22 protein-coding genes are annotated in these 22,059 nt (G+C 71.0%); 17 read left to right on the forward strand and 5 right to left on the reverse strand.

Annotated features, from left to right (window positions below; all coding sequences use genetic code 11):
• Window positions 1-56 precede the first annotated feature (56 nt).
• Together recR and FHR66_RS03145 are read left to right on the forward strand one after the other, a co-directional pair.
• Window positions 57-671: a recombination mediator RecR gene (gene recR, locus FHR66_RS03140; protein ID WP_160966221.1), complete on the forward strand. Its 615-nt coding sequence runs from the start codon at window positions 57-59 to the stop codon at window positions 669-671.
• 75 nt (window positions 672-746) lie between these two features.
• A complete protein-coding gene (locus FHR66_RS03145; RefSeq protein WP_010342491.1) occupies window positions 747-1,094 on the forward strand; it encodes a histidine triad nucleotide-binding protein in 348 nt (115 codons plus the stop codon).
• A gap of 84 nt (window positions 1,095-1,178) precedes the next feature.
• Here the strand turns inward: FHR66_RS03145 and FHR66_RS03150 are convergent, their stop codons facing one another.
• The 4 genes from FHR66_RS03150 to FHR66_RS03165 are packed head-to-tail and all read right to left on the reverse strand — an operon-like array spanning window position 1,179 to window position 5,551.
• Window positions 1,179-1,697 carry a Slp family lipoprotein gene (locus FHR66_RS03150; protein ID WP_160966223.1) on the reverse strand — a complete coding sequence of 173 codons (519 nt, stop codon included), beginning with the start codon at window positions 1,695-1,697 and terminating at the stop codon, window positions 1,179-1,181.
• Window positions 1,694-3,643: a transglutaminase family protein gene (locus FHR66_RS03155; RefSeq protein ID WP_160966225.1), complete on the reverse strand. Its 1,950-nt coding sequence runs from the start codon at window positions 3,641-3,643 to the stop codon at window positions 1,694-1,696. The genes FHR66_RS03150 and FHR66_RS03155 overlap by 4 nt, the downstream gene beginning before the upstream one ends.
• Window positions 3,636-4,592 carry a DUF58 domain-containing protein gene (locus FHR66_RS03160; protein WP_167087314.1) on the reverse strand — a complete coding sequence of 319 codons (957 nt, stop codon included), beginning with the start codon at window positions 4,590-4,592 and terminating at the stop codon, window positions 3,636-3,638. The genes FHR66_RS03155 and FHR66_RS03160 overlap by 8 nt, the downstream gene beginning before the upstream one ends.
• Window positions 4,593-4,597: 5 nt before the next feature.
• Window positions 4,598-5,551 carry an AAA family ATPase gene (locus FHR66_RS03165; RefSeq protein WP_048490150.1) on the reverse strand — a complete coding sequence of 318 codons (954 nt, stop codon included), beginning with the start codon at window positions 5,549-5,551 and terminating at the stop codon, window positions 4,598-4,600.
• Window positions 5,552-5,587: 36 nt separating this feature from the next.
• Between FHR66_RS03165 and FHR66_RS03170 the strand changes: the two genes are divergently transcribed.
• From FHR66_RS03170 to FHR66_RS03180, 3 genes are all read left to right on the forward strand, one after another.
• Entirely contained in the window at window positions 5,588-7,432 is a 1,845-nt protein-coding gene (locus FHR66_RS03170) for an ArnT family glycosyltransferase (RefSeq protein WP_160966229.1), read from the forward strand.
• 244 nt (window positions 7,433-7,676) lie between these two features.
• Window positions 7,677-8,666: a glycosyltransferase family 2 protein gene (locus tag FHR66_RS03175; RefSeq protein ID WP_160966231.1), complete on the forward strand. Its 990-nt coding sequence runs from the start codon at window positions 7,677-7,679 to the stop codon at window positions 8,664-8,666.
• Between the two features lie 8 nt (window positions 8,667-8,674).
• Window positions 8,675-10,513 carry a glycosyltransferase 87 family protein gene (locus tag FHR66_RS03180; protein ID WP_237475281.1) on the forward strand — a complete coding sequence of 613 codons (1,839 nt, stop codon included), beginning with the start codon at window positions 8,675-8,677 and terminating at the stop codon, window positions 10,511-10,513.
• 1 nt (window position 10,514) lies between these two features.
• Here the strand turns inward: FHR66_RS03180 and FHR66_RS03185 are convergent, their stop codons facing one another.
• The gene (locus tag FHR66_RS03185; protein WP_160966235.1) at window positions 10,515-11,087 is read right to left on the reverse strand and encodes a Maf family nucleotide pyrophosphatase; all 573 of its coding nucleotides are present in this window, start codon (window positions 11,085-11,087) and stop codon (window positions 10,515-10,517) included.
• A 136-nt stretch (window positions 11,088-11,223) separates the two neighbouring features.
• On the opposite strand from FHR66_RS03185, the gene FHR66_RS03190 reads away from it, so the two are divergent.
• The 12 genes from FHR66_RS03190 (at window position 11,224) to FHR66_RS03245 (ending at window position 22,036) form a co-directional block, all read left to right on the forward strand.
• A complete protein-coding gene (locus FHR66_RS03190; protein ID WP_010342480.1) occupies window positions 11,224-11,733 on the forward strand; it encodes a YceD family protein in 510 nt (169 codons plus the stop codon).
• A 101-nt stretch (window positions 11,734-11,834) separates the two neighbouring features.
• A complete protein-coding gene (rpmF, locus tag FHR66_RS03195; RefSeq protein WP_010342479.1) occupies window positions 11,835-12,029 on the forward strand; it encodes a 50S ribosomal protein L32 in 195 nt (64 codons plus the stop codon).
• Window positions 12,030-12,126: 97 nt separating this feature from the next.
• Complete coding sequence (locus FHR66_RS03200) at window positions 12,127-13,110, forward strand: beta-ketoacyl-ACP synthase III (protein ID WP_160966237.1); 984 nt, start codon at window positions 12,127-12,129, stop codon at window positions 13,108-13,110.
• 689 nt (window positions 13,111-13,799) lie between these two features.
• Window positions 13,800-14,744, forward strand: coding sequence for an ACP S-malonyltransferase (gene fabD / locus FHR66_RS03205; protein ID WP_160966239.1), 945 nt, complete (start codon window positions 13,800-13,802; stop codon window positions 14,742-14,744).
• A 91-nt stretch (window positions 14,745-14,835) separates the two neighbouring features.
• A complete protein-coding gene (gene fabG / locus FHR66_RS03210) occupies window positions 14,836-15,579 on the forward strand; it encodes a 3-oxoacyl-ACP reductase FabG (RefSeq protein ID WP_160966241.1) in 744 nt (247 codons plus the stop codon).
• 204 nt (window positions 15,580-15,783) lie between these two features.
• Window positions 15,784-16,023, forward strand: coding sequence for an acyl carrier protein (gene acpP / locus FHR66_RS03215; protein WP_160966243.1), 240 nt, complete (start codon window positions 15,784-15,786; stop codon window positions 16,021-16,023).
• Window positions 16,024-16,152: 129 nt separating this feature from the next.
• Complete coding sequence (gene fabF, locus FHR66_RS03220) at window positions 16,153-17,388, forward strand: beta-ketoacyl-ACP synthase II (RefSeq protein WP_160966245.1); 1,236 nt, start codon at window positions 16,153-16,155, stop codon at window positions 17,386-17,388.
• A 185-nt stretch (window positions 17,389-17,573) separates the two neighbouring features.
• Window positions 17,574-18,923 (forward strand): aminodeoxychorismate synthase component I, encoded by a 1,350-nt coding sequence (locus tag FHR66_RS03225; protein ID WP_160966247.1) that lies wholly within the window; start codon window positions 17,574-17,576, stop codon window positions 18,921-18,923.
• A 74-nt stretch (window positions 18,924-18,997) separates the two neighbouring features.
• The gene (gene mltG, locus FHR66_RS03230; protein ID WP_160966249.1) at window positions 18,998-20,059 is read left to right on the forward strand and encodes an endolytic transglycosylase MltG; all 1,062 of its coding nucleotides are present in this window, start codon (window positions 18,998-19,000) and stop codon (window positions 20,057-20,059) included.
• Window positions 20,056-20,727: a dTMP kinase gene (gene tmk, locus FHR66_RS03235; RefSeq protein WP_160966251.1), complete on the forward strand. Its 672-nt coding sequence runs from the start codon at window positions 20,056-20,058 to the stop codon at window positions 20,725-20,727. The genes mltG and tmk overlap by 4 nt, the downstream gene beginning before the upstream one ends.
• Window positions 20,724-21,686 carry a DNA polymerase III subunit delta' gene (locus FHR66_RS03240; protein ID WP_160966253.1) on the forward strand — a complete coding sequence of 321 codons (963 nt, stop codon included), beginning with the start codon at window positions 20,724-20,726 and terminating at the stop codon, window positions 21,684-21,686. Before tmk ends, FHR66_RS03240 begins: the two co-directional genes overlap by 4 nt.
• Entirely contained in the window at window positions 21,683-22,036 is a 354-nt protein-coding gene (locus FHR66_RS03245; protein ID WP_160966255.1) for a PilZ domain-containing protein, read from the forward strand. Before FHR66_RS03240 ends, FHR66_RS03245 begins: the two co-directional genes overlap by 4 nt.
• Window positions 22,037-22,059 lie beyond the last annotated feature (23 nt).

The raw sequence follows: 22,059 nt of genomic DNA on the forward strand, positions 1-22,059 counted from the left end.
TTGGTTGCCGACCGTCCGTTGCCATCCGAATCCCCAATCCCGAATCCCCAACCGCAATGAGCTCGCCACTGCTCGAACAACTGATCGATGCGTTCCGCGTGCTGCCTGGCGTCGGCCAGAAGACCGCGCAGCGCATGGCCTATCACGTGCTCGAGCGCGAGCGTGAAGGCGGGCAGCGCCTGGCCGAGCGGTTGCACGAGGCGATTGAACGCATCGGCCATTGCGCGCAGTGCCGCGATTTCAGCGAGACCGAACTCTGTGCGATCTGCGCCAGTCCCGCCCGCGACCGCCAGCAACTGTGCGCGGTGGAATCGCCGGCCGACCGGCTGGCGATCGAGCACGCCACCGGCTACCGCGGCCTGTACTTCATCCTGCAGGGCAGGCTGTCGCCGCTGGATGGCATCGGGCCGCGCGAGCTGGGCCTGGATCGGCTGGCCGCGCGGCTGGCGCAGGGCGAGGTCGCCGAACTGATCATCGCCACCAACTCCACGGTCGAAGGCGAGGCCACCGCGCATTACCTGGCGCAACTGGCGCGCCAGCACGGCGTGCGGCCGAGCCGCCTGGCGCAGGGCCTGCCGCTGGGCGGGGAGCTGGAGTACGTGGATCGCGGCACGCTGTCGCATGCCTTCGGCAGCCGCAGCGAAGTGCCGCGCGCCGGCGCCGGCGAGTAACCGCCGCACGCGGCTGCGGCGCAACGCCGAATTGGGCTATAACGACGGCCCCTTCTTTCGTTCCGGGCGCGCTCCATGGACACCATCTTCGGCAAGATCATCCGTCGCGAAATTCCCGCCAGCATCGTCTACGAGGACGACGCCGTGCTCGGCTTCAAGGACATCGCGCCGCAGGCGCCGGTGCATGTGCTCTTCATCCCCAAGCAGGTGGAGATTCCGACCCTGGACGACCTGGCGCCGGAGCAGGCGACCCTGGTCGGCCGGCTGGTGCTGGCCGCGGCCAGCTATGCGCGCGAGCAGGGCCTGGCCCAGGACGGCTACCGGGTGGTGATCAACTGCCGCGAGCACGCCGGGCAGACCGTATTCCATCTGCACCTGCATTTGCTCGCCGGCGCGCCGTTGGGGCGCTTCGGCACGCCCTGAGTCGCGCGGCTGGCGCCAACCGGCAGGCATAAAAAAAACGCCGCTGGATCAGCGGCGTTCTTCGTTGCGGTGAATGCGGCAGGCTTACCACCAGCCCCAGCGCGGACCCCACGGGCCCCAGCCCGGGCCCCACGGGCCGTACGGGTAGGCGGGCACCACTTCGACCTGGCGCACCACCGGCCACAGGTAGACCACGTCCGCGTCCATCTTCGGCAAGCGGTAGTCGTACTCGCCGATGCGGGTGTTGTCGTAGCCGGACACATGGCCGATGAAGGTCACTTCGCGGCCGGGCTCGAACACCGCCGGGTCGTAGAAGCCGGCACGGCAGGCGATGAAGCGGCCATCGCTGGCGTCGGCCGAACTGCTGTCCGGACGGCCGCTGGCATTGAGCGGGCGCGACAGCATCTGGAAGCAGGTCTGGCCCTGGCCGGGCGTGGTCTTGATGATCTTGCCGCCCCATCGCACCGGCGCGCCGGCCTGCTGGCCGGCGACCGAATCGCGCGGGCTGACCGGCGCGAACTGGCCTTGCAGTGGCTTGGGAGCGGTGGCGCAGGCGCCGAGCGCCAACGCAGCGATCACGGGGAACAGCAGGCGAATCTTCATCGGGATGCTCCAGTGGGCGGACGGTGCCTGCGCAGGTCGCGCAACAATGAAGCGCTGTCCGAATCAGCGCCAGCGTATCGCGCATCGGCGAAACGCCGGCTGAGCGGAATCAGCGTCGCATCGCCGGTTTCCTGCTGTACGCGCGCGGCCCACGCCATTGCCGGTTCGTGCGGCGCGCGGCCCTGGCCGCGCTTGGCGTAGCGCCGGCTCAGGCCGCGCCAGGCACGCAGCAAGGGATCGCGCTCGCGCTCGCCGCGGGCCAGCCACCAGGCCATCGCACCCAGCAGCAGGGCCGCCAACCCGGCGAACAGCGCCACCAGTTGGCCGGGCTCCAACTTCGCCACGCCGAACTGGCTGAGCAGGCGCTGCTGGCGGTTGGCGTCGAAGGACAGCACCAGGTCGTTCCAGCCGCGCCGCGCCCAGTCGGCGAGGTCGCGCAAGCGCCAGTCGGCGTTGCCGCCCTGGGCGCCGGCGCCGTTGCCCAGCCGGTCCTCCAGGGTGTCGTAGATGCGTTCCGGCGCCACTGCCGCGGTCGGGTCCACGCGCACCCAGCCGCGTTGCGGCAGCCACACCTCTGCCCAGGCGTGCGCGTCCATGCGTCGCACCACCCAGTAGTCGCCGAATGGGTTGCGGGTGCCGCCGGCATAGCCGGTGACCACGCGCGCGGGAATGCCGGCGCCGCGCATCAGCACCACGAAGGCCGAGCTGAAGTGTTCGCAGAACCCGGCCTTCTGCCGGAACAAAAACTCGTCCACGCCGTCGCGGCCGGGCAGCGGCGTCTGCAAGGTGTAGGCGAAGTCGCGGCGGATCCATTGCAGGGCGCGGGCGACGATCGCCGCGTCGTCGGCGCCGGCCTGCTGCCGCCATTGCCGGGCCAGCGCCAGGGTGCGCGGGTTGTAGCCCGGCGGCAGCGCCAGTGCGCGTTGCCGCTGCGCCGGATCCAGATCGGCCTCGACCCGCTGCGGCGGCGCCGAGCGCAGCCGCCAGCGGGTCAGCGCACTGAGCGGGCGCTCGGTCTGCAGTACCGCGTCGGCGCTGAGCCGGGTACCGGCCGGCGCCTGCAGCGGCAGGTCCAGCGCGACCAGTTGCCGGCGGTCGGTCGGCTCCACTTCGAGTTGGTAGTCCCAGCCGCCCGGCGCGAACTGCACCGCCGGTGCCGGCGCCCAGGCGTTGCCGCGTTGCGCGCGCCAGGTGCGGCCGTCGAAATCCCACAGCACCGGGCCGCGCCAGTAGCGCTGCGCCGGTGCCGGCACCGGGCCGAAGAACTGCACGCGCAGCGCCGGGGTGTCGTCGGCCATCAGGTCCAGCCATTGCCCCGGGCTCATCGTGTCCGACAGGCCGGGACGGCCCATGGCGCGCTCCGGTACGCCCCACAGTGGCGAGCCCAGCCGCGGGAACAGCCAGAACGCGGCCAGCGCCAGCGGCAGGCCCAGCGCCAGCAGGCGGCCGACGCCGCGCAGTTGTCCGCGCAGCGGGCGGCGTGCGCTGTGTCCTTCCTGATCGGCCAGGCGCTGCATGCACAGCAGCGCCGCGATCACCGCGGCCAGCCCCAGCGCCATCGTCACCGGGCCCTGGTCGAGCAGGAAGGCGGCGAACGGCGCGAACAGGGCGAAGCCGAGCAGGCTGCGCGCATCGCGCAGGCTCTTCAGTTCCGAGGGCTTGATCGCCAGCATCGCCGCCAGCAGCGCGCAGCCGGTATCGCGGCCGAAGCGCAGGCCGACCTGCCAGTACAACGCTGCGAGCATCACCGCGACCAGGGCCAGGCGCAGCAGTGCCGGCATCGGCCGCCACGCCGAACTGGCGCCGATCAGCAGCGCCGACAGCGCGATCATCCAGGCCAGCGTCCCCGGCAACTGCAGCAGCAGCGGCAGCAAGGCCAGCAGCGCCGCGCCCAGTGCCCAGGCGCGGCTGGCGGCGTGCAGCGCGGGCGAGCGCGGCTCAGCCATGCGGCAGCAGCGCCAGCGCGCGCAGGCACAGATGCCGATGCTGCGGCCCGCGGCCCGGCCCCAGCGCCGGCTGCCCCGGCAACAACAGGCGGTAGCGGCGGCCGTCGCGTTCGGCGTCCTCGACCCAGCGTGCCAGCCGCGCGATGCGGCGTTCGTGCGGCAAGGTCGGCAATGTGCGCCAGTCCAGCACCACGTCCACCCCTATCGGACGTTCGTACTCGCGCACCAGCAGGGTGTCGCGACGCGCCGAGTGCTTCCAGGCGATCGCCCGCGGCGCGTCGCCGGCGCGGTAGGGACGCAACTGGTGCAATTCCTCGCCGAGCGCGTGCAGGCGGGTCTGGGTCGGGGTGCCGGCGCCGGCCGGCAGCGGCGGGCCATCGGCTTCCGGTTGCGGGTAGACCAGCAGCGGGGTGTCCGGCCAGAACCAGGCCCAGGCGCGCAGCAGGCCCAGCGGTTGGGTGGTGGAGACCTGGATGCGCTGCAGGTCGAGCCAGCCGCGGCGCTCGGTGGGCACCTCCAGGTCGGCGGCGTTGTGGTCGTCGCCGAGCAGGTCCAGATACGTGTGGGCAGCACCGTGGCGCACGCGCAGGCCGCGCCGGCGGCGGCCGTCGGCGGTGGCCAGCGCCAGCCGCAGGCGCAGCGGCTGACCGGCGGCGACCGGCTCGGCCGACAGCGCCTCCAGGCGCAGCCCGGACAACTGCAGGTGGGCGACGATGGCGCTGGCCATCGCCGCTGCGCCGAGCAGCATCGCCAGCAGCAGCGCCGGGTTGTTGTTGTAGTTCAGCGCGCCGAGCAACATCGCCGCCAGCAGCAGCGCCATGAAGCCGCCGAACGGCGTCGGCAGGATGTAGATGCGGCGCCGGTCCAACTGCATCGGCAGGGCTTCCGGCGCGCGCGGCGCGGCCAACTGCGCCAGTCGCTGCCGCCAGTCGCGCCGCCCGCCCGGCATCGGCGTCAGTCCACCGCGACGCTGTGCAGGATCGCCTTGGCCAACGCCTGGCCGGAGGCCGATTCCTGCTCGGCGACCAAGCGGTGTTCGGCGACCGCGACGAACAGTGCCTGCACGTCGTCGGGCAGCACGTGGCCGCGCCCGAGCAGCAACGCATGTGCCTTGGCCGCGCGCAGCAGGGCGATGCCGGCGCGCGGCGACAGGCCCACACGCACGCCGGGGTGCTGGCGGCTGCGCGCCAGCAGCGCCTGCACGTAGCCGACCAGCGCCTCGCTGGCATGGATCTGCTCCACGCCCTGGCGCAGGGTGGCCATGTCGGCCTCGCCGAGCAGCGGCTGCGCCTGCGCGATCAGGTCGCGGCGGTCGCTGCCGCTGAGCAGCGCGCGTTCGGCCTCGGCGTTGGGATAGCCCAGCGCCAGGCGCAGCAGGAAACGGTCCAGTTGCGAGTCGGGCAGAGGGAAGGTGCCGGACAGGTCCACCGGGTTCTGCGTGGCGATGACGAAGAACGGCGACGGCAGCGGATGGGTGGTGCCGTCGAGGGTGACCTGCTGTTCGGCCATCGCTTCCAGCAGCGCGCTCTGGGTGCGCGGCGGCGCGCGATTGATCTCGTCGGCGAGCAGCACGTGGGTGAACACCGGCCCCGGGTGGAACTGGAACTGGCGCGACTGCGCGTCGTACACCGACACGCCGAGCACATCGGCCGGCAACAGATCGGAGGTGAATTGCACGCGCTGGAAGCCCAGCCCCAGGCTCGCCGCCAGCGCATGCGCCAGCGTGGTCTTGCCCAGGCCGGGCAGGTCCTCGATCAGCAGATGTCCGCCGGACAGCAGGGCGACAAAGGCCATGCGCACCTGCTGCGGCTTGCCCAGGACCAGCGAATTGACCTGCTGCTGGGCGCGTGTGAGCGCCTCGCGCAACGTATCGGTTAGCATTTCCGGCAAGCGGAGCGGAGTAGGCATCGCAGTCTCGCAACGGTTTCAGGGAGTGTACGGGCAATGCAAGGGGAACAACGTGCACGCAGCGTCTTCATCGTGCTGTGGACGCTCGTCACCGCCGTCAAACTGCTGGTCGCCGCGCGCCTGCCGTTGTTCGTCGACGAGGCGTTCTACTGGCAGGAAGGCCAGCATCTGGCGCTGGCCTATTCGGATCTGCCCGGGCTGACCGCGTGGTTGGCGCGGCTGGGCGTGGCGCTCGGCGGCGATCACCTGCTGGCGCTGCGCGCGCCGTTCCTGCTGCTGGGCGCGGCCCTGCCATGGCTGATCGCGCGCATCGCCACGCGCTGGTTCGGCGCGGTGGCGGGCTGGCGCGCCGGCAGCCTGGCCTTGCTGATGCCGCTGTCCGGCACCCTGGGCATCCTGGCGCTGCCGGACGTGCCGATGGCGCTGGCGACGATCCTGTGCCTCGACGCCACGGCGCGGCTGCTGCGCCAGTCCGAGGCGATGAGCGCGGTGGAGCTGGCGCTGGGCCTGAGCATCGGCGCGCTGAGCCATTACCGCTTCGTCGGCGTGATCGGCGTCGGCGCGATCGCGCTGCTGCTGATCCCGCAGGGCCGGCGCATGTTGCGCGATCCGCAGGTGTGGGTGGCGTTGGCGCTGGGCATGGTCGCCTGGCTGCCGCTGCTGGCCTGGAATGCGGATAACGGCGAGGCCGGTCTCAAGTTCCAGTTGGTCGATCGCCATCCCTGGAGTTTCCAGCCGGCCGGCATCGCCTTCCTGCTGATCCAGTTGCTGCTGGTCACGCCATTACTGGCGGTGGCGATGACCAAGGTGGCGCTGATGGCAACGCGCGGCGGCAGCAGCGGCACGCGCGTGCAGTGGCGCTATTTCGGCCTGCTCGGTGGCGTGTCCACGCTGGGCATCTTCCTGCTTGGCTTCTTCACCGATGCCGAACGGGTCAGCTTCCACTGGCCGCTGCCGGGCTATCTGGCGCTGCTGATCGCCACGCCGGTGATCCTCAACGGCTGGAGCAAGCCGCTGCGCCGCGCCACCTGGCTGCTGGCCGGGCTGGGCCTGGTCGGCGCGTTCGGCTACTACCTGGCGGTGTCGACGCCGGCGGTGCGCGAGCACGCCGCCGGCGACAAGTACTACCCGCGCAACTTCGCCGGCTGGCGACCGCTGGCCAGCGCGGTGCGTCGCGAACTGGCGACCATGCCGCCCGGCACCCAGGTGCTGGCGGACAACTTCAAGGTCGGCGCCGAACTCGGCTTCGAGCTGCGCGACCCGAACATCCAGGTGCTGCCGCATCCGTTGAACGACAAGCACGGGCGCAGCGCGCAACTGCAGCAGTGGGGGCTGCTCAGCGACGGCCACCGCGACGGTCCGCGCCTGCTGGTGCTCTCGCCCAGCGACATGAAGTACCGGCTGCTGCTGCAGCGCTACCACGCGGTCTGCGACCTGGTCGGTCCGCTGCCGCCGCCGCGCGTGGTGTCCAGCGACCACGGCAGCCAGCGCTTCCTGCTCTTCGCGTTGCCGGCGCAGCGCGCGACCGGTCCCTGCACCACGCCGGCGATGGCCTGGTTCAACACCCCCGACGTGGACGCCACGGTCGGCCGCCGCTTCGACGTCTCCGGCTGGGCGTTCAAGGACGGAGTGGGGCTCGACCGGATCGAGGTGCTGCTCGACGGCAAGGTCGCGGCGCAGGCGCACTACGGCGCGTTCTACGACGTCACCAAGTTCTGGAAGATCTCCACCGATCCCGGTCATCCGAACATCGGCTTCAGCGCCACCGTCGATGCCAGCGGCCTGGCGCCGGGCACGCACTGGTTGGGCCTGCGCCTGCACGGCCGCGACGGCAGCGTCGAGGACTGGTGGGAACAACCGATCGTGCTGCGCCCGCGCTGAGCTGGGGCGTCTCGTCGCCCCCGAGGATGCCGTGCTTGGTTTGGCGGCGCGCCTGCCATGCCAAACCCGAATGCCGGGGTTGCGCGCCCGTGGCCGCGCCATCGTTCGGCCCTGGGCTGACGTCTACGTCCTCCTGCGTCTCGCCATAGGCAGGCGCAACCGCGGCGCGACGTGCTCGGGGAGTAGTGATCCGCCCTAGAATGACGCGCCTTTCCACGCCGTCGCGCAGGACCGCACGCCGCCCATGTCCAGTTCCCCCTCCGACCGCCCCGCGGCCGCGCCGCGGATCGCGGTGCTGGTGCCGTGCCACAACGAAGCGGCCACCATCGGCCAGGTCGTGGCCGATTTCGCCACGCACCTGCCCGGCGCGCGCATCCACGTGTTCGACAACAACTCCAGCGACGCCACCATCGCCCGGGCGCGTGCGGCCGGCGCGGTGGTGCGCGAGGTCGCGCTGCAGGGCAAGGGCAACGTGGTGCGGCGCCTGTTCGCCGACATCGAGGCCGACGTCTACGTGCTGGTCGACGGCGATGCGACCTACGATGCGGCGATGGCGCCGGCGCTGGTCGAGCGCTTGCTGCGCGACGGGCTGGACATGGTGGTCGGGGCGCGCCGCAGCGACGCGGCGGCGGCCTACCGCGCCGGCCATCGCACCGGCAACGTGCTGCTGACCCGCTGCGTGGGCTTCCTGTTCGGCCGCAGCTTCGACGACATGCTGTCCGGCTACCGGGTGTTCTCGCGGCGCTACGTGAAGTCGTTCCCCGCGCACGCCGCCGGCTTCGAGACCGAGACCGAACTGGCGGTGCACGCACTGCAGCTGCGCATGCCGGTGGCGGAAGTGGACACCGCCTATGGCGCGCGTCCGGAAGGATCGCAGAGCAAGCTGCGCACCTGGCACGACGGTACCCGCATCCTGTTGACCATCCTGCGCCTGTTCAAGGCCGAGCGGCCGCTGTTGTTCTTCTCACTGGGCTTCGGTGCCTGCGTGCTGCTGGCGCTGGCGCTGGCGGTGCCGTTGCTGCAGACCTATTGGCAGACCGGCCTGGTGCCGCGCTTCCCCACCGCGATCCTGTGCTCGGCGCTGGTGTTGCTCGGCGTGCTGCTGCTGGCCTGCGGGCTGATCCTGGACACGGTCACGCGCGGCCGCATCGAGGCCAAGCGCCTGGCCTACCTGGCGATCCCGGCCTGGCCGGCGGCAGACGTGCAGGGTACGCAGCGGGGTGACGGCGCATGAGTGTGGGCATGGCTGCTGCGGCGGAAGTGCCGCGCCCGACGCGCCGCCAGCGCCTGCTGGCCGCGCTGGATCGCCGCTTCGCCTTCCACAGCCGCGGCAACGTGATCGCGGCGGGCGTGGCGGTGGCGCTGCTCGGCGGGCTGTTGTCGCTGTGGCTGGGCCAGGACGCCAACTGGGACCTGCGCAACTACCACCTGTACAACGGCTACGCTGCACTGCACGGCCGCCTCGGCATCGACCTGGCTCCGGCGCAGATGCAGAGCTACTTCAATCCGCTGCTGGACGTGCTGCATTACGCGCTGTTCGTCGGCCTGCCTGCGCCGCTGGCCGGGTTCGCGATGGGCGTGCTGCATGCGCTGGCGTTCCTGCTGCTGGCCGGCATCGTCTGGCAGGTGCTGGACCCGCGGCTGGATCGCGCGCGGCTGGTGCCGTGGCTGGCGTTGGCCGGCCTGTGCAGCGCCGCGTTCCTGTCCGAGTTCGCCGGCACCATGGCCGACAACACCAGCGCCCTGCCGGTGCTGGGCGCGCTGCTCGCCGCACTGCACGCGCAACGCCGCCAGCAGGCCGCGGGGCAGGGCGTGGCGCTGGGCTGGTGGACGCTGGCCGGCGCCCTGCTCGGGCTGGCGATGGCCTGCAAACTGACCAATGCCCTGTTCGCGCTGGCCCTGGGCGTGGCCGCGCTGGTCGCCGGCGGGCGCCTGCGGCAGCGCATCGGTGGTGCCGCGGTGCTGACCGCGGTGACGCTGCTCAGCTTCGCGCTGCTGGCCGGGCCCTGGCTGCTGCGGGTCTGGCAGACCTTCGGCAATCCGCTGTTCCCGCAGTTCAACAGCCACTTCCTGGCGCCGCTGGCGCAGCCGGTGGCGATCAGCGACACGCGCTGGTTGCCGAAGACGCTGTGGGAATGGCTGACCTGGCCGCTGCAGTTCTCGCTGGTGCCGAACCGGGTCAGCGAGGTGCGCCTGCGGCAACTGGTGTGGCCGCTGCTGTATCTGCTGGGCCTGGTCGCGTTGCTGCGCTGGGCGCTGAGGCGTCCGCGCGCCTCCGCGCCGGCGGAGGTGGTCGCGCCGGCCTGGCGTGCGGTGCTGGTGTTCGTTGTGGTGGCCTTCCTCGCCTGGCAGGCGGCCTTCAGCATCCAGCGCTATTTGGTGGTGCCGGAGCTGCTGGCGCCGCTGCTGCTGTGGGTGGGGCTGCGGCGGTTGCTGCCGGCGCGCATCGCCGCCCCGGCGGCACGCTGGACCCTGATCGCCTGTGCGGCCTTTGCGCTGTATGGCTGGGGCGAGTGGGGCCACGAGCGCTGGGCGCGGCAGGCGTTCCGGGTGCAGGCGCCGCCCATGCCGCAGCCCGAGCGCAGCCTGGTGCTGCTGGTCGGCGATGCGCCGGAGTCCTGGCGCATTCCGTTCCTGCCGGAGCAGGCGGCGTATGCCTCGGTCGCCTCCAATTTTCCGGAAACGCCGGCCTACACCGCGCGGGTACGGGCGATGCTGGCGGCGCGCGGGCAGGGCTATGCGCTCTTGCCGGCCGAGGTGGATCGCAATGTCGAGCGCCTGCGGCGGCTCAATGCCGTGGCCGCGGGCCTGGGCCTGGATCGCGGCCCCGACTGCGCGCTGATGCGGCGCCTGGCGCACCGCCCGGTGCGCGCCGGCGTGGCCGTGGACGCCGGCCGCTGCCGCTGGGTGCTGCTGCCGGAACGGGCCGTGGATGTCGCCGCCGCGGACCGGCAGACCCAGGCGCTGGCCGCGCAGCAACTGGCGCGCTACGGCCTGGCGCTGCAGCCGGGGTCCTGCCGGATCTACCCGTCCTGGGTCGGGCAGGCGCGCTTCCCGTATCAGTGGTGCCGGTTGCAGTGAGCTAGGGCAGGGTGTAACCGGCCTCGCGCAGCAGCTCGGACAGCGCGATCAACGGCAGGCCGATCAGCGCGGTCGGGTCCTGGTTGTGGATCGCGCGGAACAGGCTGATGCCCAGGCCTTCGCACTTGAAGCTGCCGGCGCAGTCCAGCGGCCGTTCGGCGGCGACGTAGCGGGCGATGGCCTCGGCCTGCAGGTCGCGGAACTGCACTTCAGTGAGGTCGCAGGCCTGCAGCGTGCGCGCGCCGCGCTGCAGGCACACGGCGGTGTGGAAGCGCACGCTGCGCCCGGACATGGCCGCCAGCTGTGCGTGCGCCGCGGCCACGTCGCCGGGCTTGCCCAGCGGTTGGCCGTCCAGTTCGGCGACCTGGTCCGAGCCGATCACCCAGGCCTCCCCGGCGGTGGCCGCGACCGCCGCGGCCTTGGCCGCCGCCAGCCGCTGCGCCAGCGCCAGCGGCGTCTCGCCGGGCAGCGGGGTCTCGTCGACCTGTGGGCGGGCGCAGTCGAAGGGCAGGCGCAGCCGCTGCAGCAGTTCGCGGCGGTAGGCGGAGGTGGAAGCCAGGATCAGCGGCGGCATCGGCAGAGGGATAGGAGGGCAGCGGTGGGCCGGGGCCGGCAGTCTGCGGCGGCCGCCGCGGACCGGCAAGGCGATGCAGGGACGGGCCGGGGACGGTTTGACAGCGGCCCCGGCAGTCCTTAACATTCTGCGGCTTATGTCCGCGAACGTGCCCGAACTGTTGGATGCCTGGCGGATGGTCGCAGCGCGCAGGGTCTTCGAAGACCGCCTGCCGCTCTCGGCGATGACCCGTCTGCAAGGCAGCCTGGCCGACACCGAAGGCGAATGCCGCTACACGCTGGAATTCGGCCGCGACGCTGTACTGCAAGTGTCCTATGTCGAACTGAAGATCGAAACCGAGCTGCCGCTGATCTGTCAGCGCAGCCTGCAGCGCTTCCTGCTGCCGGTGTCGAGCGTACAGCGGCTGGGGCTGATCCGCAGCGAGGAAGAAGAAGCCGCGCTGCCGCCGGATCACGAGGCCTTGCTGGTGCCGGAAGACGGCATGCTGCGGCCGGCCGATCTGGTCGAGGACGAGTTGGTGCTGGCGGTACCGCTGGTGCCGGTGGCGCCCGGAAGCGAGGCGGTCGATCGCGACTGGCCGGCGACCGAGGAAGAAACGAGCAAGGTCAACCCGTTCGCGGCGTTGGCGGCGCTGAAGAAACAGTAGCGGTCGGTCCGCCTGCCGCTGCCTGAGGTTGTTGCCGGACGCGCGCGTCCTGCGCGACGTAATGACGACAGATGTAAACGAACCGAGTTTGGAGCAATCCCATGGCTGTGCAGAAATCCCGTGTCACCCCGTCCCGCCGCGGCCAGCGCCGTTCGCACGACGCCCTCAGCGCCAAGCAGCTGTCGACCGATCCGACCAGCGGCGAGATCCACCTGCGCCACCACGTCACCGCCGACGGTTACTACCGTGGCAAGAAGGTGATCGCCACCAAGACCGCGCAGGTCGAAGAAGATTGATCCGTGCCCGTCCACCGCGCTGCGGCGGACGGAGTCACCCATCTTCACAGGCCGCGCCGCACCGGTGCGGCCTGCGTAACAGGCAACAGGAACCAGCATGAGCAAGCGGATCTATTCCAGGATCGCGGGCACCGGCAGCTATTTGCCTGAAAAAGTGTTGACCAACGACGATCTGTCGCAGATGGTCGACACCAGCGACGAATGGATCCGCAGCCGTACCGGCATCCGCGAGCGGCACATCGCCGCCCCCGGCCAGACCGCCGGCGACCTGGGCTACGAGGCCGCGCTGAAGGCGATCGAAGCCGCCGGCATCGATGTCGCCGAACTCGACATGATCGTGGTCGGCACCACCACCCCGGACCTGATCTTCCCGTCCACCGCCTGCCTGATCCAGGCCCGCCTCGGCGTGGTCGGCTGCCCGGCGCTGGACGTCAATGCCGCCTGTTCGGGCTTCGTCTACGCGCTCAGCGTGGCCGACAAGTTCATCCGCAGCGGCGACGCCAAGACCGTGCTGGTGATCGGCACCGAAACCCTCAGCCGCATCGTCGACTGGACCGAGCGCACCACCTGCGTGTTGTTCGGCGACGGCGCCGGCGCGGTGGTCCTGCGCGCCGATAACGACACGGGCATCCTCAGCACCCATCTGCATGCCGACGGCAGCAAGAAGGAACTGCTGTGGAATCCGGTCGGCATCGCCACCGGGCTGGGCGACGGCACCGGCGATCCGGCCGCTGGCGGCATCCAGATGAAGGGCAGCGAGGTGTTCAAGTACGCGGTCAAGGCGCTGGACGCCGTGGTCGACGAGACCCTGGGCGCCAACGGCCTGGACAAGCACGACCTGGACTGGCTGATCCCGCACCAGGCCAACTTGCGCATCATCGAAGCCACCGCCAAGCGCCTCGACCTGCCGATGGAGCAGGTGGTGGTGACCGTGGACATCCACGGCAACACCTCGTCCGCCTCGGTGCCGATGGCGCTGGACGTGGCGGTGCGCTCGGGCCGCGTGCAGCGCGGCCAACTGCTGCTGCTGGAAGCCTTCGGCGGCGGTTTCACCTGGGGCTCGGCGCTGCTGCGCTACTGAGCCTGCCCCGTGCCCGGCGCCATCGGCGCCGCGGTGCGCCAGCGGCGATGCCGAACGCGGTGCGTCGTCTCCACGACACACGGCGATATGCTGGCCGAACCATCTCTCATCGACGCCAGTGCGTCAGGCGCGCCGTGCACAGTCGCCGCGCCCGGAGGCGCGATGGGCGTCTGAGCGCTGTCCGCTGCTGCATTGCGTCGGCGCCTTACCGAAGCTCCTGCAGGAGCGGCTTCAGCCGCGACACGCATTCCCGGTCAAGCCCGTCGCAGCGGAAGCCGCTCGTACGCAGGTGACGAGGCGTCCCTGCTGAGCGACGGCAGCGCGCGGTGTTGCGGCGCCCTGCATCCGGGCGGTCGAGGTGCGGTTCGACCCGAGCGGCCGCCAGGGCGTGCGCGCCCATCGCGCCATCGCTTGGCCGTCCAGCCATGCCCGATTCGACCCATGCCCATCGCGCCTTACTGCTGTCGGCATGCGCTGCCGTTTCCTTGCCTGACGCGCCCGGTCGCAACGGTTTCCGCCCCCATGCGTCGCGCCCGCCACGCGCGCTGTCGGCACGACGCCCGGCACGGCGGAGCGTCGCGCCGCTGGCGCCACGCGGTGGGCCGGCCACCACTCACATACGCCCGAGTACAGACGTCCGGCCGGTTTCGCCCGTATCATCGCCGCTCGATTTTCGCAGGGCCAACCGCGTGACCGATTCCACACTCGCCTTCGTCTTCCCCGGCCAGGGTTCGCAATCGCTGGGCATGCTGGCCGAACTGGCCGAATTGCATCCGCAGCTGCGCGACAGTTTCGCCGAAGCCTCCGATGGCGCCGGCGTGGATCTGTGGGCGCTGAGCCAGGGCGGCCCGGAAGAGATGCTCAACCGCACCGAGTACACCCAGCCGGCGTTGCTGGCCGCGAGCGTGGCGCTGTGGCGGCTGTGGCTGGCCGAGGGCGGGGCGCGTCCGGCGCAGCTGGCCGGGCACAGCCTGGGCGAGTACAGCGCACTGGTCGCTGCTGGCGCCTTGTCGCTGCACGACGGCGCGCACCTGGTGCGGCTGCGCGGGCAGCTGATGCAGGACGCCGCGCCGGCCGGCGTGGGCGCGATGGCCGCCGTGCTCGGCGCCGAGGACGCGCTGGTCGAGGAGGTCTGCGCGCAGGCCGCGGGCAGCCAGGTGGTGGTGCCGGCCAACTACAACTCGCCGGGGCAGGTGGTGATCGGCGGCGATGCCGCCGCGGTCGACCGCGCGCTGGCGTTGCTGGCCGAGCGCGGCGTGCGCAAGGCGGTGAAGCTGGCGGTCAGCGTGCCCTCGCACACCCCGCTGATGCGCGAGGCGGCCAACCGCCTGGCCGAGGCGATGCGCGGGCTGGCCTGGCAGGCGCCGCAGCTGCCGGTGGTGCAGAACGCCGATGCGCAGGTGCACGAGGGCGTCGAGGCGATCCGCCAGGCGCTGGTCGAGCAGTTGTACCTGCCGGTGCGCTGGACCGGCTGCGTGCAGGCGCTGGCCGCCGGCGGCGCCACCCGCCTGGCCGAGTGCGGCCCGGGCAAGGTGCTGACCGGCTTGGTCAAGCGCATCGACAAGTCGCTCGATGGGCGTGCGCTGGGTACGCCTGCCGATTTCGCCGGTGCGCGCGAGGCCTGGGCCTCCTGATCGCCGGCCGCCGCGCGGGGCGTGTCTTGCCCGCGCCGGCCTCCTTCCTTCCCTACGGCGCCATGCGCCGTCCGTCTTCAAGGAAACGCAGATGAGCAAGCCATTGCAGGGCGAGATCGCCCTGGTCACCGGCGCCAGCCGCGGCATCGGCGCGGCCATCGCCGACACCCTGGCCGCGCAGGGCGCTACCGTCGTCGGCACCGCGACCTCCGATTCCGGCGCACAGGCGATCGGCGCGCGGCTGGCCGCCCACGGCGGCCATGGCCGTGCGCTGGACGTCACCGACGGTGCCGCGGTCGATGCGCTGATCGAGGCGATCGCCAAGGAATTCGGCCCGGTCTCGATCCTGGTCAACAACGCCGGCATCACCCGCGACAACCTGCTGATGCGGATGAAGGACGACGACTGGCAGGCGATCATCGACACCAACCTGACCAGCGTGTTCCGCACCTCCAAGGCGGTGCTGCGCGGCATGATGAAGGCGCGCAAGGGCCGCATCGTCAACATCGCCTCGGTGGTCGGCGTGACCGGCAATCCGGGCCAGGCCAACTACGCGGCGGCCAAGGCCGGCATCATCGCCTTCTCCAAGTCGATGGCCAAGGAAATCGGCTCGCGCGGCATCACCGTCAACGTGGTCGCGCCGGGCTTCATCGACACCGACATGACCAAGGCGCTGCCGGAGGCGCAACGCACCGCGCTGCTGGAGCAGATCGCGCTCGGTCAGCTCGGGCAGCCGTCGGACATCGCCAACGCGGTGGCGTTCCTGGTCGGCCCCAATGCCGGCTACATCACCGGCGAAACCCTGCACGTGAACGGCGGGATGTACATGCCGTAAGCCTGCGGCGCAGCGGACGCGCCTAAGTGGCTGATCGGCCGGCAATTGTGCAGCGATGCAAGGGCCAGCCGGTTTCCACTACACTATCCAACGCGGCCATCGCAGCCCGATGGCGTTTTGTGAGTCCCTCACAGGAGCACCGCACATCCGTGTGCGGGGGTCCTAAACTCGAACCACCACTACTCCATCTGGAGCGATATCCCAATGAGCACCATCGAAGAACGCGTCAAGAAAATCGTCGTCGAACAGCTCGGCGTCAAGGAAGAAGAAGTCACCAACAACGCATCGTTCGTCGATGACCTGGGTGCCGACTCGCTGGACACCGTCGAGCTGGTGATGGCCCTGGAAGAAGAGTTCGAGTGCGAGATTCCGGACGAAGAAGCCGAGAAGATCACCTCGGTGCAGCAGGCCATCGATTACGTGAAGTCGCACGTCAAGAGCTGATGCGGCGTTCTCGATCGCCATCGGCGCCTGCGTGGGCCCGATGCGCGTGACAATCCCATGGGGCCGCGCATGCGGCCCTGTGTTTTTACAGGGTCAAGGCCGCGCGCATCGCGGTGAGGAGATTTCGCAATGAGCCGTCGTGTCGTCGTAACCGGCATGGGCCTGGTGTCGCCGTTGGGCAATGACCTGGCCAGCAGTTGGGAAGGGATCGTCAACGGACGCTCCGGCATCGGCCCGATCACCCAGATCGATGCGTCTCAATTCACCACCAAGATCGCCGGCGAGATCAAGGATTTCGATCCGACCAAGTTCATCTCGTCCAAGGACGCGCGCAAGATGGATTCGTTCATCCATTACGGCGTCGGTGCCTCGTTCATGGCGCTGGACGATTCCGGCCTGGAGATCACCGAGGCCAATGCCGAACGCATCGGCGCGATCCTCGGCTCCGGCATCGGTGGGCTGCTCGGCATCGAGGAACAGACCGTCAAATTCCACGAGGGCGGCGCGCGCAAGATCTCGCCGTTCTACGTCCCCAGCACCATCATCAACATGCTGCCGGGCCAGGTGAGCCTGATCAAAGGGCTGAAGGGGCCGACCTTCTCCGCGGTCTCGGCCTGCGCCACCTCCAACCATTCCATCGGCACCGCGATGCGCATGATCCAGCATGGCGACGCCGACGTGATGCTGGCCGGCGGCGCCGAGCGCGGCTCCTCGCCGACCTCGGTGGGCGGCTTCTGCTCGATGAAGGCGATGTCCACCCGCAACGACGATCCCGCCGCCGCCTCGCGGCCGTGGGACAAGGAGCGCGACGGCTTCGTGCTGGGCGACGGCGCCGGTGTGCTGGTGCTGGAAGAGTACGAACACGCCAAGGCGCGCGGTGCGCGCATCTACGCCGAGCTGGTCGGTTTCGGCGCCAGCTCCGACGCCTTCCACATGACCGCCCCGAGCGAGGACGGCGAAGGCGCCGCGCGCAGCATGGTGGCGGCGATGAAGGACGCCAAGCTCAACCCGGACCAGGTCGACTACCTCAACGCGCACGGCACCTCCACGCCGCTGGGCGACCTGGCCGAGACCCTGGCGATGAAGCGCGCGCTGGGCGATCATGCCTACAAGACCATGGTCAGCTCGACCAAGTCGATGACCGGCCACCTGCTCGGCGCCGCCGGCGGTGCCGAGGCGATCTTCTCGGTGATGGCGATCCACGCCGGCATCATCCCGCCGACCATCAACCTGCACGAGCCGGGCGAAGGCTGCGATCTGGACTACGTGCCGAACGTGGCGCGCGAGAAGAAGATCGACGTGGCCATGTCCAATGGGTTCGGCTTCGGCGGGACCAATGGCACGCTGCTGTTCAAGCGGGTGTAAGGGGGCGTAGCCCCCTCGGGATTCGGGAGTAGGGATTCGGGATTGGGAGAAGCCGGCGCCGTCATGGTGCCGCGCTGGTCCGCCTGACACGGGGGCGCGGCATGTCCGCGCCGAGATTCTCCGGCGTCGCATTGCCCGGCGGCGCCTGCACCGCCTCACGTTTTCATTCTTCTAGCGGATCTTCGATGCTGCGTACCGTTCCCTTGCCGGCCGACGTCGATCTGCTGGCGCTGCATCGCCTGGCGCCGCAGCGGTATCCGGTGCTGCTGGAATCGGCGGCGTCGGGGACAGCGCAGGGGCGCTGGGACATGTTGCTGGTCGCCGACGGGCAGGGCCTGCGCCTGGATCGCGATGGCGTCACCCGCGAGCTGGATGGTGCGGCGGTCGCCGGCGATTTCCTGAGCGCGCTGGACGCGCGCTGGCAGGCCGAACGCTGCGAACGCGACGAACCGCGCTGGCCGTTCCGCGGCGGCTGGGCGCTGCTGCTGGATTACGAACTGGCCGCGCAGGTGGAGCCGGTGCTGCAACTGCCGCAGTCCGCCGCGATCACGCCTGCGGCGCTGGCCTTGCGCTGCCCCGCCGCGCTGCTGCGCGACCACGTGAGCGGCGACTGCGTGGTGCTGGCCGAACCCACGCATGCGGCATTGCTGGAGGCCGTGCTCGCCGATCTGCAGTCGCTGCCCGCGGCGGCGCCGGCGCCGGCCTGGCAGGCGCCGCTGGCGATCGAGGAAGATCCGCCGCAGCGCTTCGTCGACGGCGTGCGCCGCATCCTCGACTACCTGCGCGCCGGCGACGTGTTCCAGGTCAACCTGTCGCGGCGCTGGTCGGCGCGCTTCGCCGCGCCGCTGGCGCCGGCGGCGCTGTACGCGCAACTGCGCCGCGCCAACCCGGCGCCGTTCGCCGGCCTGTTCGTCGGCCACGGCCGCGCCGTGGTCAGTTCCTCGCCGGAGCGGTTGGTGTCGGTGCGCGGCGACGTGGTCGAGACCCGGCCGATCGCCGGCACCCGCGCGCGCGCGCCGGGCGACGACGAGGCCGCGCGCATCCGCGAACTGGTGGGCCATCCCAAGGAGCGCGCCGAGCATGTGATGCTGATCGACCTGGAGCGCAACGACCTGGGGCGAATCTGCGCGCCGGGCAGCGTCGAGGTCGACGAACTGATGAGCGTGGAGAGCTACGCCCACGTGCACCACATCGTCAGCAACGTGCGCGGCCGGCTGCGCGCGGGCACCACGCCGGGCGAGACGATCCGCGCCACCTTCCCCGGCGGCACCATCACCGGCTGCCCCAAGGTGCGCTGCATGCAGATCATCGCCGAGCTGGAGCAGACCCCGCGCGGCGCCTACACCGGCGCGTTCGGCTGGCTCAACCGCGACGGCGACATGGACCTGAACATCCTCATCCGCACCGCCGAGGTGGACGGCGCGCAGGTGCAGTTCCGCACCGGCGCCGGCATCGTGTTCGATTCCGACCCGGAGCGCGAACTCGACGAGACCCGGGCCAAGGCGCGCGGCCTGCTGCGCGCGCTGGAGCCGTGAGCGGGGCGACGCGATACCGGGCAGCGCCGGCCGCGCGGTATCCTGCACGTCATTGACGTCGTTTCGAGGTGGCCGTGGCTTGGGCTAAACGCGGGTGTCTGACCCTGCTGGGGACATTGCTGGTGCTGGCACTGCTGTTGGCCGCGGCCGGCGCGTGGTGGTGGCACGGTTATCGCGCCTTCGCCGAGCAGCCGCTGCGGGCGACCCAGCCCAGCGTGGAGGTGGCGCGCGGCGCCTCGCTCAATGGCGTGCTGCGCAACCTGCGCGCTGCCGGCGTGACCCAGGGCAGCGACCTGCAATGGCAACTGCTGGCGCGCGAGCTGGGCGTGGCCGGCAAGCTCCGGTTCGGCGAGTACGCGCTGCAGCCGGCGCTGAGCCCGCGCGAGCTGCTGCTGCGCATGCGCAAGGGCCAGGTGATCCAGTATCGCTTCACCATCGTCGAAGGCTGGAACGTGCGCCAGCTGCGCACCGCCTTGAACGCGGCCACGCCGCTGGTGCACACCACCACCGACCTCAGCGACAGCGAACTGATGGCCAAGCTCGGCCAGCCCGGCCAGCACCCGGAAGGCCGCTTCCTGCCCGAGACCTACCTGTACCAGCGCGGCGACACCGACCTGCAACTGCTGCGCCGCGCGCATGCGGCGATGGACAAGGCCCTGGCCGCGGCCTGGGACGCGCGCGCCAAGGACCTGTCGTTGCAGTCGCCGGAGCAGGCGCTGATCCTGGCCTCGATCGTGGAGAAGGAAACCGGCCTGGCCGCCGAGCGCCCGCAGATCGCCGGCGTGTTCGTGCGCCGCCTGCAGCTGGGCATGAAGCTGCAGACCGACCCGACCGTGATCTACGGCATCGGCAGCGCCTACGACGGCAACATCCGCAAGCGCGACCTGGAGACCGATACGCCGTACAACACCTACACCCGCACCGGCCTGACCCCGACCCCGATCGCCATGCCCGGGCGCGAGGCGCTGCGTGCCGCCACCAATCCGGCGCCGGGCGACAGCCTGTACTTCGTGGCCATCGGCGACGGCAGCGGCGCGCATGCGTTCTCGTCCAGCTATGCCGAGCACAACGCGGCGGTGGCGCGCTACCTGCAGCGCCTGCGCCAGGCGCGCAACGGCGCGGCGGTGACGCCATGAGCGAGGCCGTGCTGCGCCACCATCGCTTCGTCAGCCTGGAAGGCGGCGAGGGCGCCGGCAAGACCACCGCGATCAACGCGATCCGCGACGGGCTGCAGGCACAGGGCCACGAGGTGGTGCTGACCCGCGAACCGGGCGGCACGCCGCTGGCCGAACGCATCCGCGCGTTGTTGCTGGACAAGACGCCGGGCGAGGTCGCCGAACCGTTGGCCGCCGAGACCGAACTGCTGCTGGTGTTCGCCGCGCGCGCCCAGCACGTGCGCGAGGTGATCCGCCCGGCATTGCAGCGCGGCGCCTACGTGGTCAGCGACCGCTTCACCGATTCCAGCTACGCCTACCAGGGCGAGGGCCGCGGCCTGGACCGCGCCTGGATCGCCGACCTGGAACGCCGTGCGGTCGGCCTGCAGCCGGGGCTGACCCTGCTGCTGGACCTGGACGTGCAGATCGGCCGCGCCCGCACCAGCGGCCGCGACCTGTGGCCGGACCGGATCGAGAGCGAGCAGGACGATTTCTTCCAGCGCGTGCGTGCCGGCTTCCGCCAGCGCGCCGCGCAGGACCCGCAACGCTTCCGCGTCATCGACGCCAGCCAGCCGCCGCAGGCGGTGGCGCAGGCGGTCACCGCCGCGCTGGCGGCGTGGGTGCGCGAGCAACAGGAGCCGATGCCATGAGCGATCTGCCGTTTTCGCCGTGGCAGCAGCGTGCCTACGACCAGACCGTGGCCGCGCTCGATGCCGGCCGCCTCGGCCATGGCCTGCTGATCTGCGGGCCGGAAGGCCTGGGCAAGCGCGCGGTGGCGCTGAAACTGGCCGCGCACGTGCTGGGCCAGGGCGAACCGGCCGCCAACCTGCGCAGCGCGCAGTTGATCGCCGCCGGTACCCATCCGGACCTGCAACTGATCTCGTTCATCCCCAACCGCACCGGCGACAAGCTGCGCACCGAGATCGTCATCGAACAGGTGCGCGAGATCTCGCAGAAGCTGTCGCTGACCCCGCAATACGGCGTGGCCCAGGTGGTGGTGGTGGATCCGGCCGACGCGATCAACCGCGCCGCCTGCAACGCCTTGCTGAAGACCTTGGAAGAGCCGCAGCCCGGCCGCTACCTGTGGCTGATCAGCGCGCAGCCGGCGCGCCTGCCGGCGACCATTCGCAGCCGCTGCCAGCGCCTGGAATTCAAGCTGCCGCCGGCCGACGAAGCGATCGCCTGGTTGCTGGCGCAGGACTTTCCCGAGAAGACCGCACGCGAAGCGCTGGATGCCGCGCGCGGCCATCCCGGCCTGGCCGCGCAGTGGCTGCGCGAAGACGGTTTGAAGCTGCGCCGGCAGGTGGCCGCGGACCTGGAGCAGGTCGCCGCCGGCAAGCTCGGCACGCTGGAGGCCGCGCAGCGCTGGAGCGGCGACGCGCTGGCCGAGCAGCGCCTGGGCCATGCCGCCGACCTGGCGCTGGCGCAGGCGTCGCAGGCCGGCTTGACCGACCCGGCGCGATTGCACAAGCTGGCCGCGTGGTTCGACGCCGCCAATCGCACCCGCGACCTGCTGCGGACCACCGTGCGCGCCGACCTGGCGATCGCGGAACTGTTGCTGGCCTGGCGCGATGGCGATCGCCCGGCCCGGAGAGGGGCACAACGATGAGCGCGATGAGCGGACGCCAGGGCATCCTGTCGCTGGCGGTGAAGGACAAGGCGGCGCTGTACAACGCCTACATGCCGTTCGTGAAGAACGGCGGCATCTTCGTGCCCACCCCCAAGCGCTACTTCCTCGGCGACGAAGTGTTCCTGCTGCTGACCCTGCCCGATTCCAGCGAGCGCCTGCCGGTGGCCGGCAAGGTGATCTGGGTGACCCCGGTCGGCGCCCAGGGCAACCGCGCCGCCGGCATCGGCGTGCAGCTGCCGGACAACAGCGAAGGCGAGACCATCCGCACCAAGATCGAGACCCAGCTGGCCGGCACCCTCAACGCCGACAAGCCCACCCAGACCATGTAGCGGCCGCGTGGCGACACCGCGCC

The sequence above is a fragment of the Xanthomonas sp. F4 genome (assembly GCF_011761895.1).

Excerpts from the sequence above, each read along its gene's own strand:
- recR (WP_160966221.1), top strand. The coding sequence starts at position 57 with ATGAGCTCGCCACTGCTCGAACAACTGATCGATGCGTTCCGCGTGCTG.
- FHR66_RS03145 (WP_010342491.1), top strand. The coding sequence starts at position 747 with ATGGACACCATCTTCGGCAAGATCATCCGTCGCGAAATTCCCGCCAGC.
- FHR66_RS03150 (WP_160966223.1), bottom strand. The coding sequence starts at position 1,697 with ATGAAGATTCGCCTGCTGTTCCCCGTGATCGCTGCGTTGGCGCTCGGC.
- FHR66_RS03155 (WP_160966225.1), bottom strand. The coding sequence starts at position 3,643 with ATGGCTGAGCCGCGCTCGCCCGCGCTGCACGCCGCCAGCCGCGCCTGG.
- FHR66_RS03160 (WP_167087314.1), bottom strand. The coding sequence starts at position 4,592 with ATGCCGGGCGGGCGGCGCGACTGGCGGCAGCGACTGGCGCAGTTGGCC.
- FHR66_RS03165 (WP_048490150.1), bottom strand. The coding sequence starts at position 5,551 with ATGCCTACTCCGCTCCGCTTGCCGGAAATGCTAACCGATACGTTGCGC.
- FHR66_RS03170 (WP_160966229.1), top strand. The coding sequence starts at position 5,588 with ATGCAAGGGGAACAACGTGCACGCAGCGTCTTCATCGTGCTGTGGACG.
- FHR66_RS03175 (WP_160966231.1), top strand. The coding sequence starts at position 7,677 with ATGTCCAGTTCCCCCTCCGACCGCCCCGCGGCCGCGCCGCGGATCGCG.
- FHR66_RS03180 (WP_237475281.1), top strand. The coding sequence starts at position 8,675 with ATGGCTGCTGCGGCGGAAGTGCCGCGCCCGACGCGCCGCCAGCGCCTG.
- FHR66_RS03185 (WP_160966235.1), bottom strand. The coding sequence starts at position 11,087 with ATGCCGCCGCTGATCCTGGCTTCCACCTCCGCCTACCGCCGCGAACTG.
- FHR66_RS03190 (WP_010342480.1), top strand. The coding sequence starts at position 11,224 with ATGTCCGCGAACGTGCCCGAACTGTTGGATGCCTGGCGGATGGTCGCA.
- rpmF (WP_010342479.1), top strand. The coding sequence starts at position 11,835 with ATGGCTGTGCAGAAATCCCGTGTCACCCCGTCCCGCCGCGGCCAGCGC.
- FHR66_RS03200 (WP_160966237.1), top strand. The coding sequence starts at position 12,127 with ATGAGCAAGCGGATCTATTCCAGGATCGCGGGCACCGGCAGCTATTTG.
- fabG (WP_160966241.1), top strand. The coding sequence starts at position 14,836 with ATGAGCAAGCCATTGCAGGGCGAGATCGCCCTGGTCACCGGCGCCAGC.
- acpP (WP_160966243.1), top strand. The coding sequence starts at position 15,784 with ATGAGCACCATCGAAGAACGCGTCAAGAAAATCGTCGTCGAACAGCTC.
- fabF (WP_160966245.1), top strand. The coding sequence starts at position 16,153 with ATGAGCCGTCGTGTCGTCGTAACCGGCATGGGCCTGGTGTCGCCGTTG.
- FHR66_RS03225 (WP_160966247.1), top strand. The coding sequence starts at position 17,574 with ATGCTGCGTACCGTTCCCTTGCCGGCCGACGTCGATCTGCTGGCGCTG.
- tmk (WP_160966251.1), top strand. The coding sequence starts at position 20,056 with ATGAGCGAGGCCGTGCTGCGCCACCATCGCTTCGTCAGCCTGGAAGGC.
- FHR66_RS03240 (WP_160966253.1), top strand. The coding sequence starts at position 20,724 with ATGAGCGATCTGCCGTTTTCGCCGTGGCAGCAGCGTGCCTACGACCAG.
- FHR66_RS03245 (WP_160966255.1), top strand. The coding sequence starts at position 21,683 with ATGAGCGCGATGAGCGGACGCCAGGGCATCCTGTCGCTGGCGGTGAAG.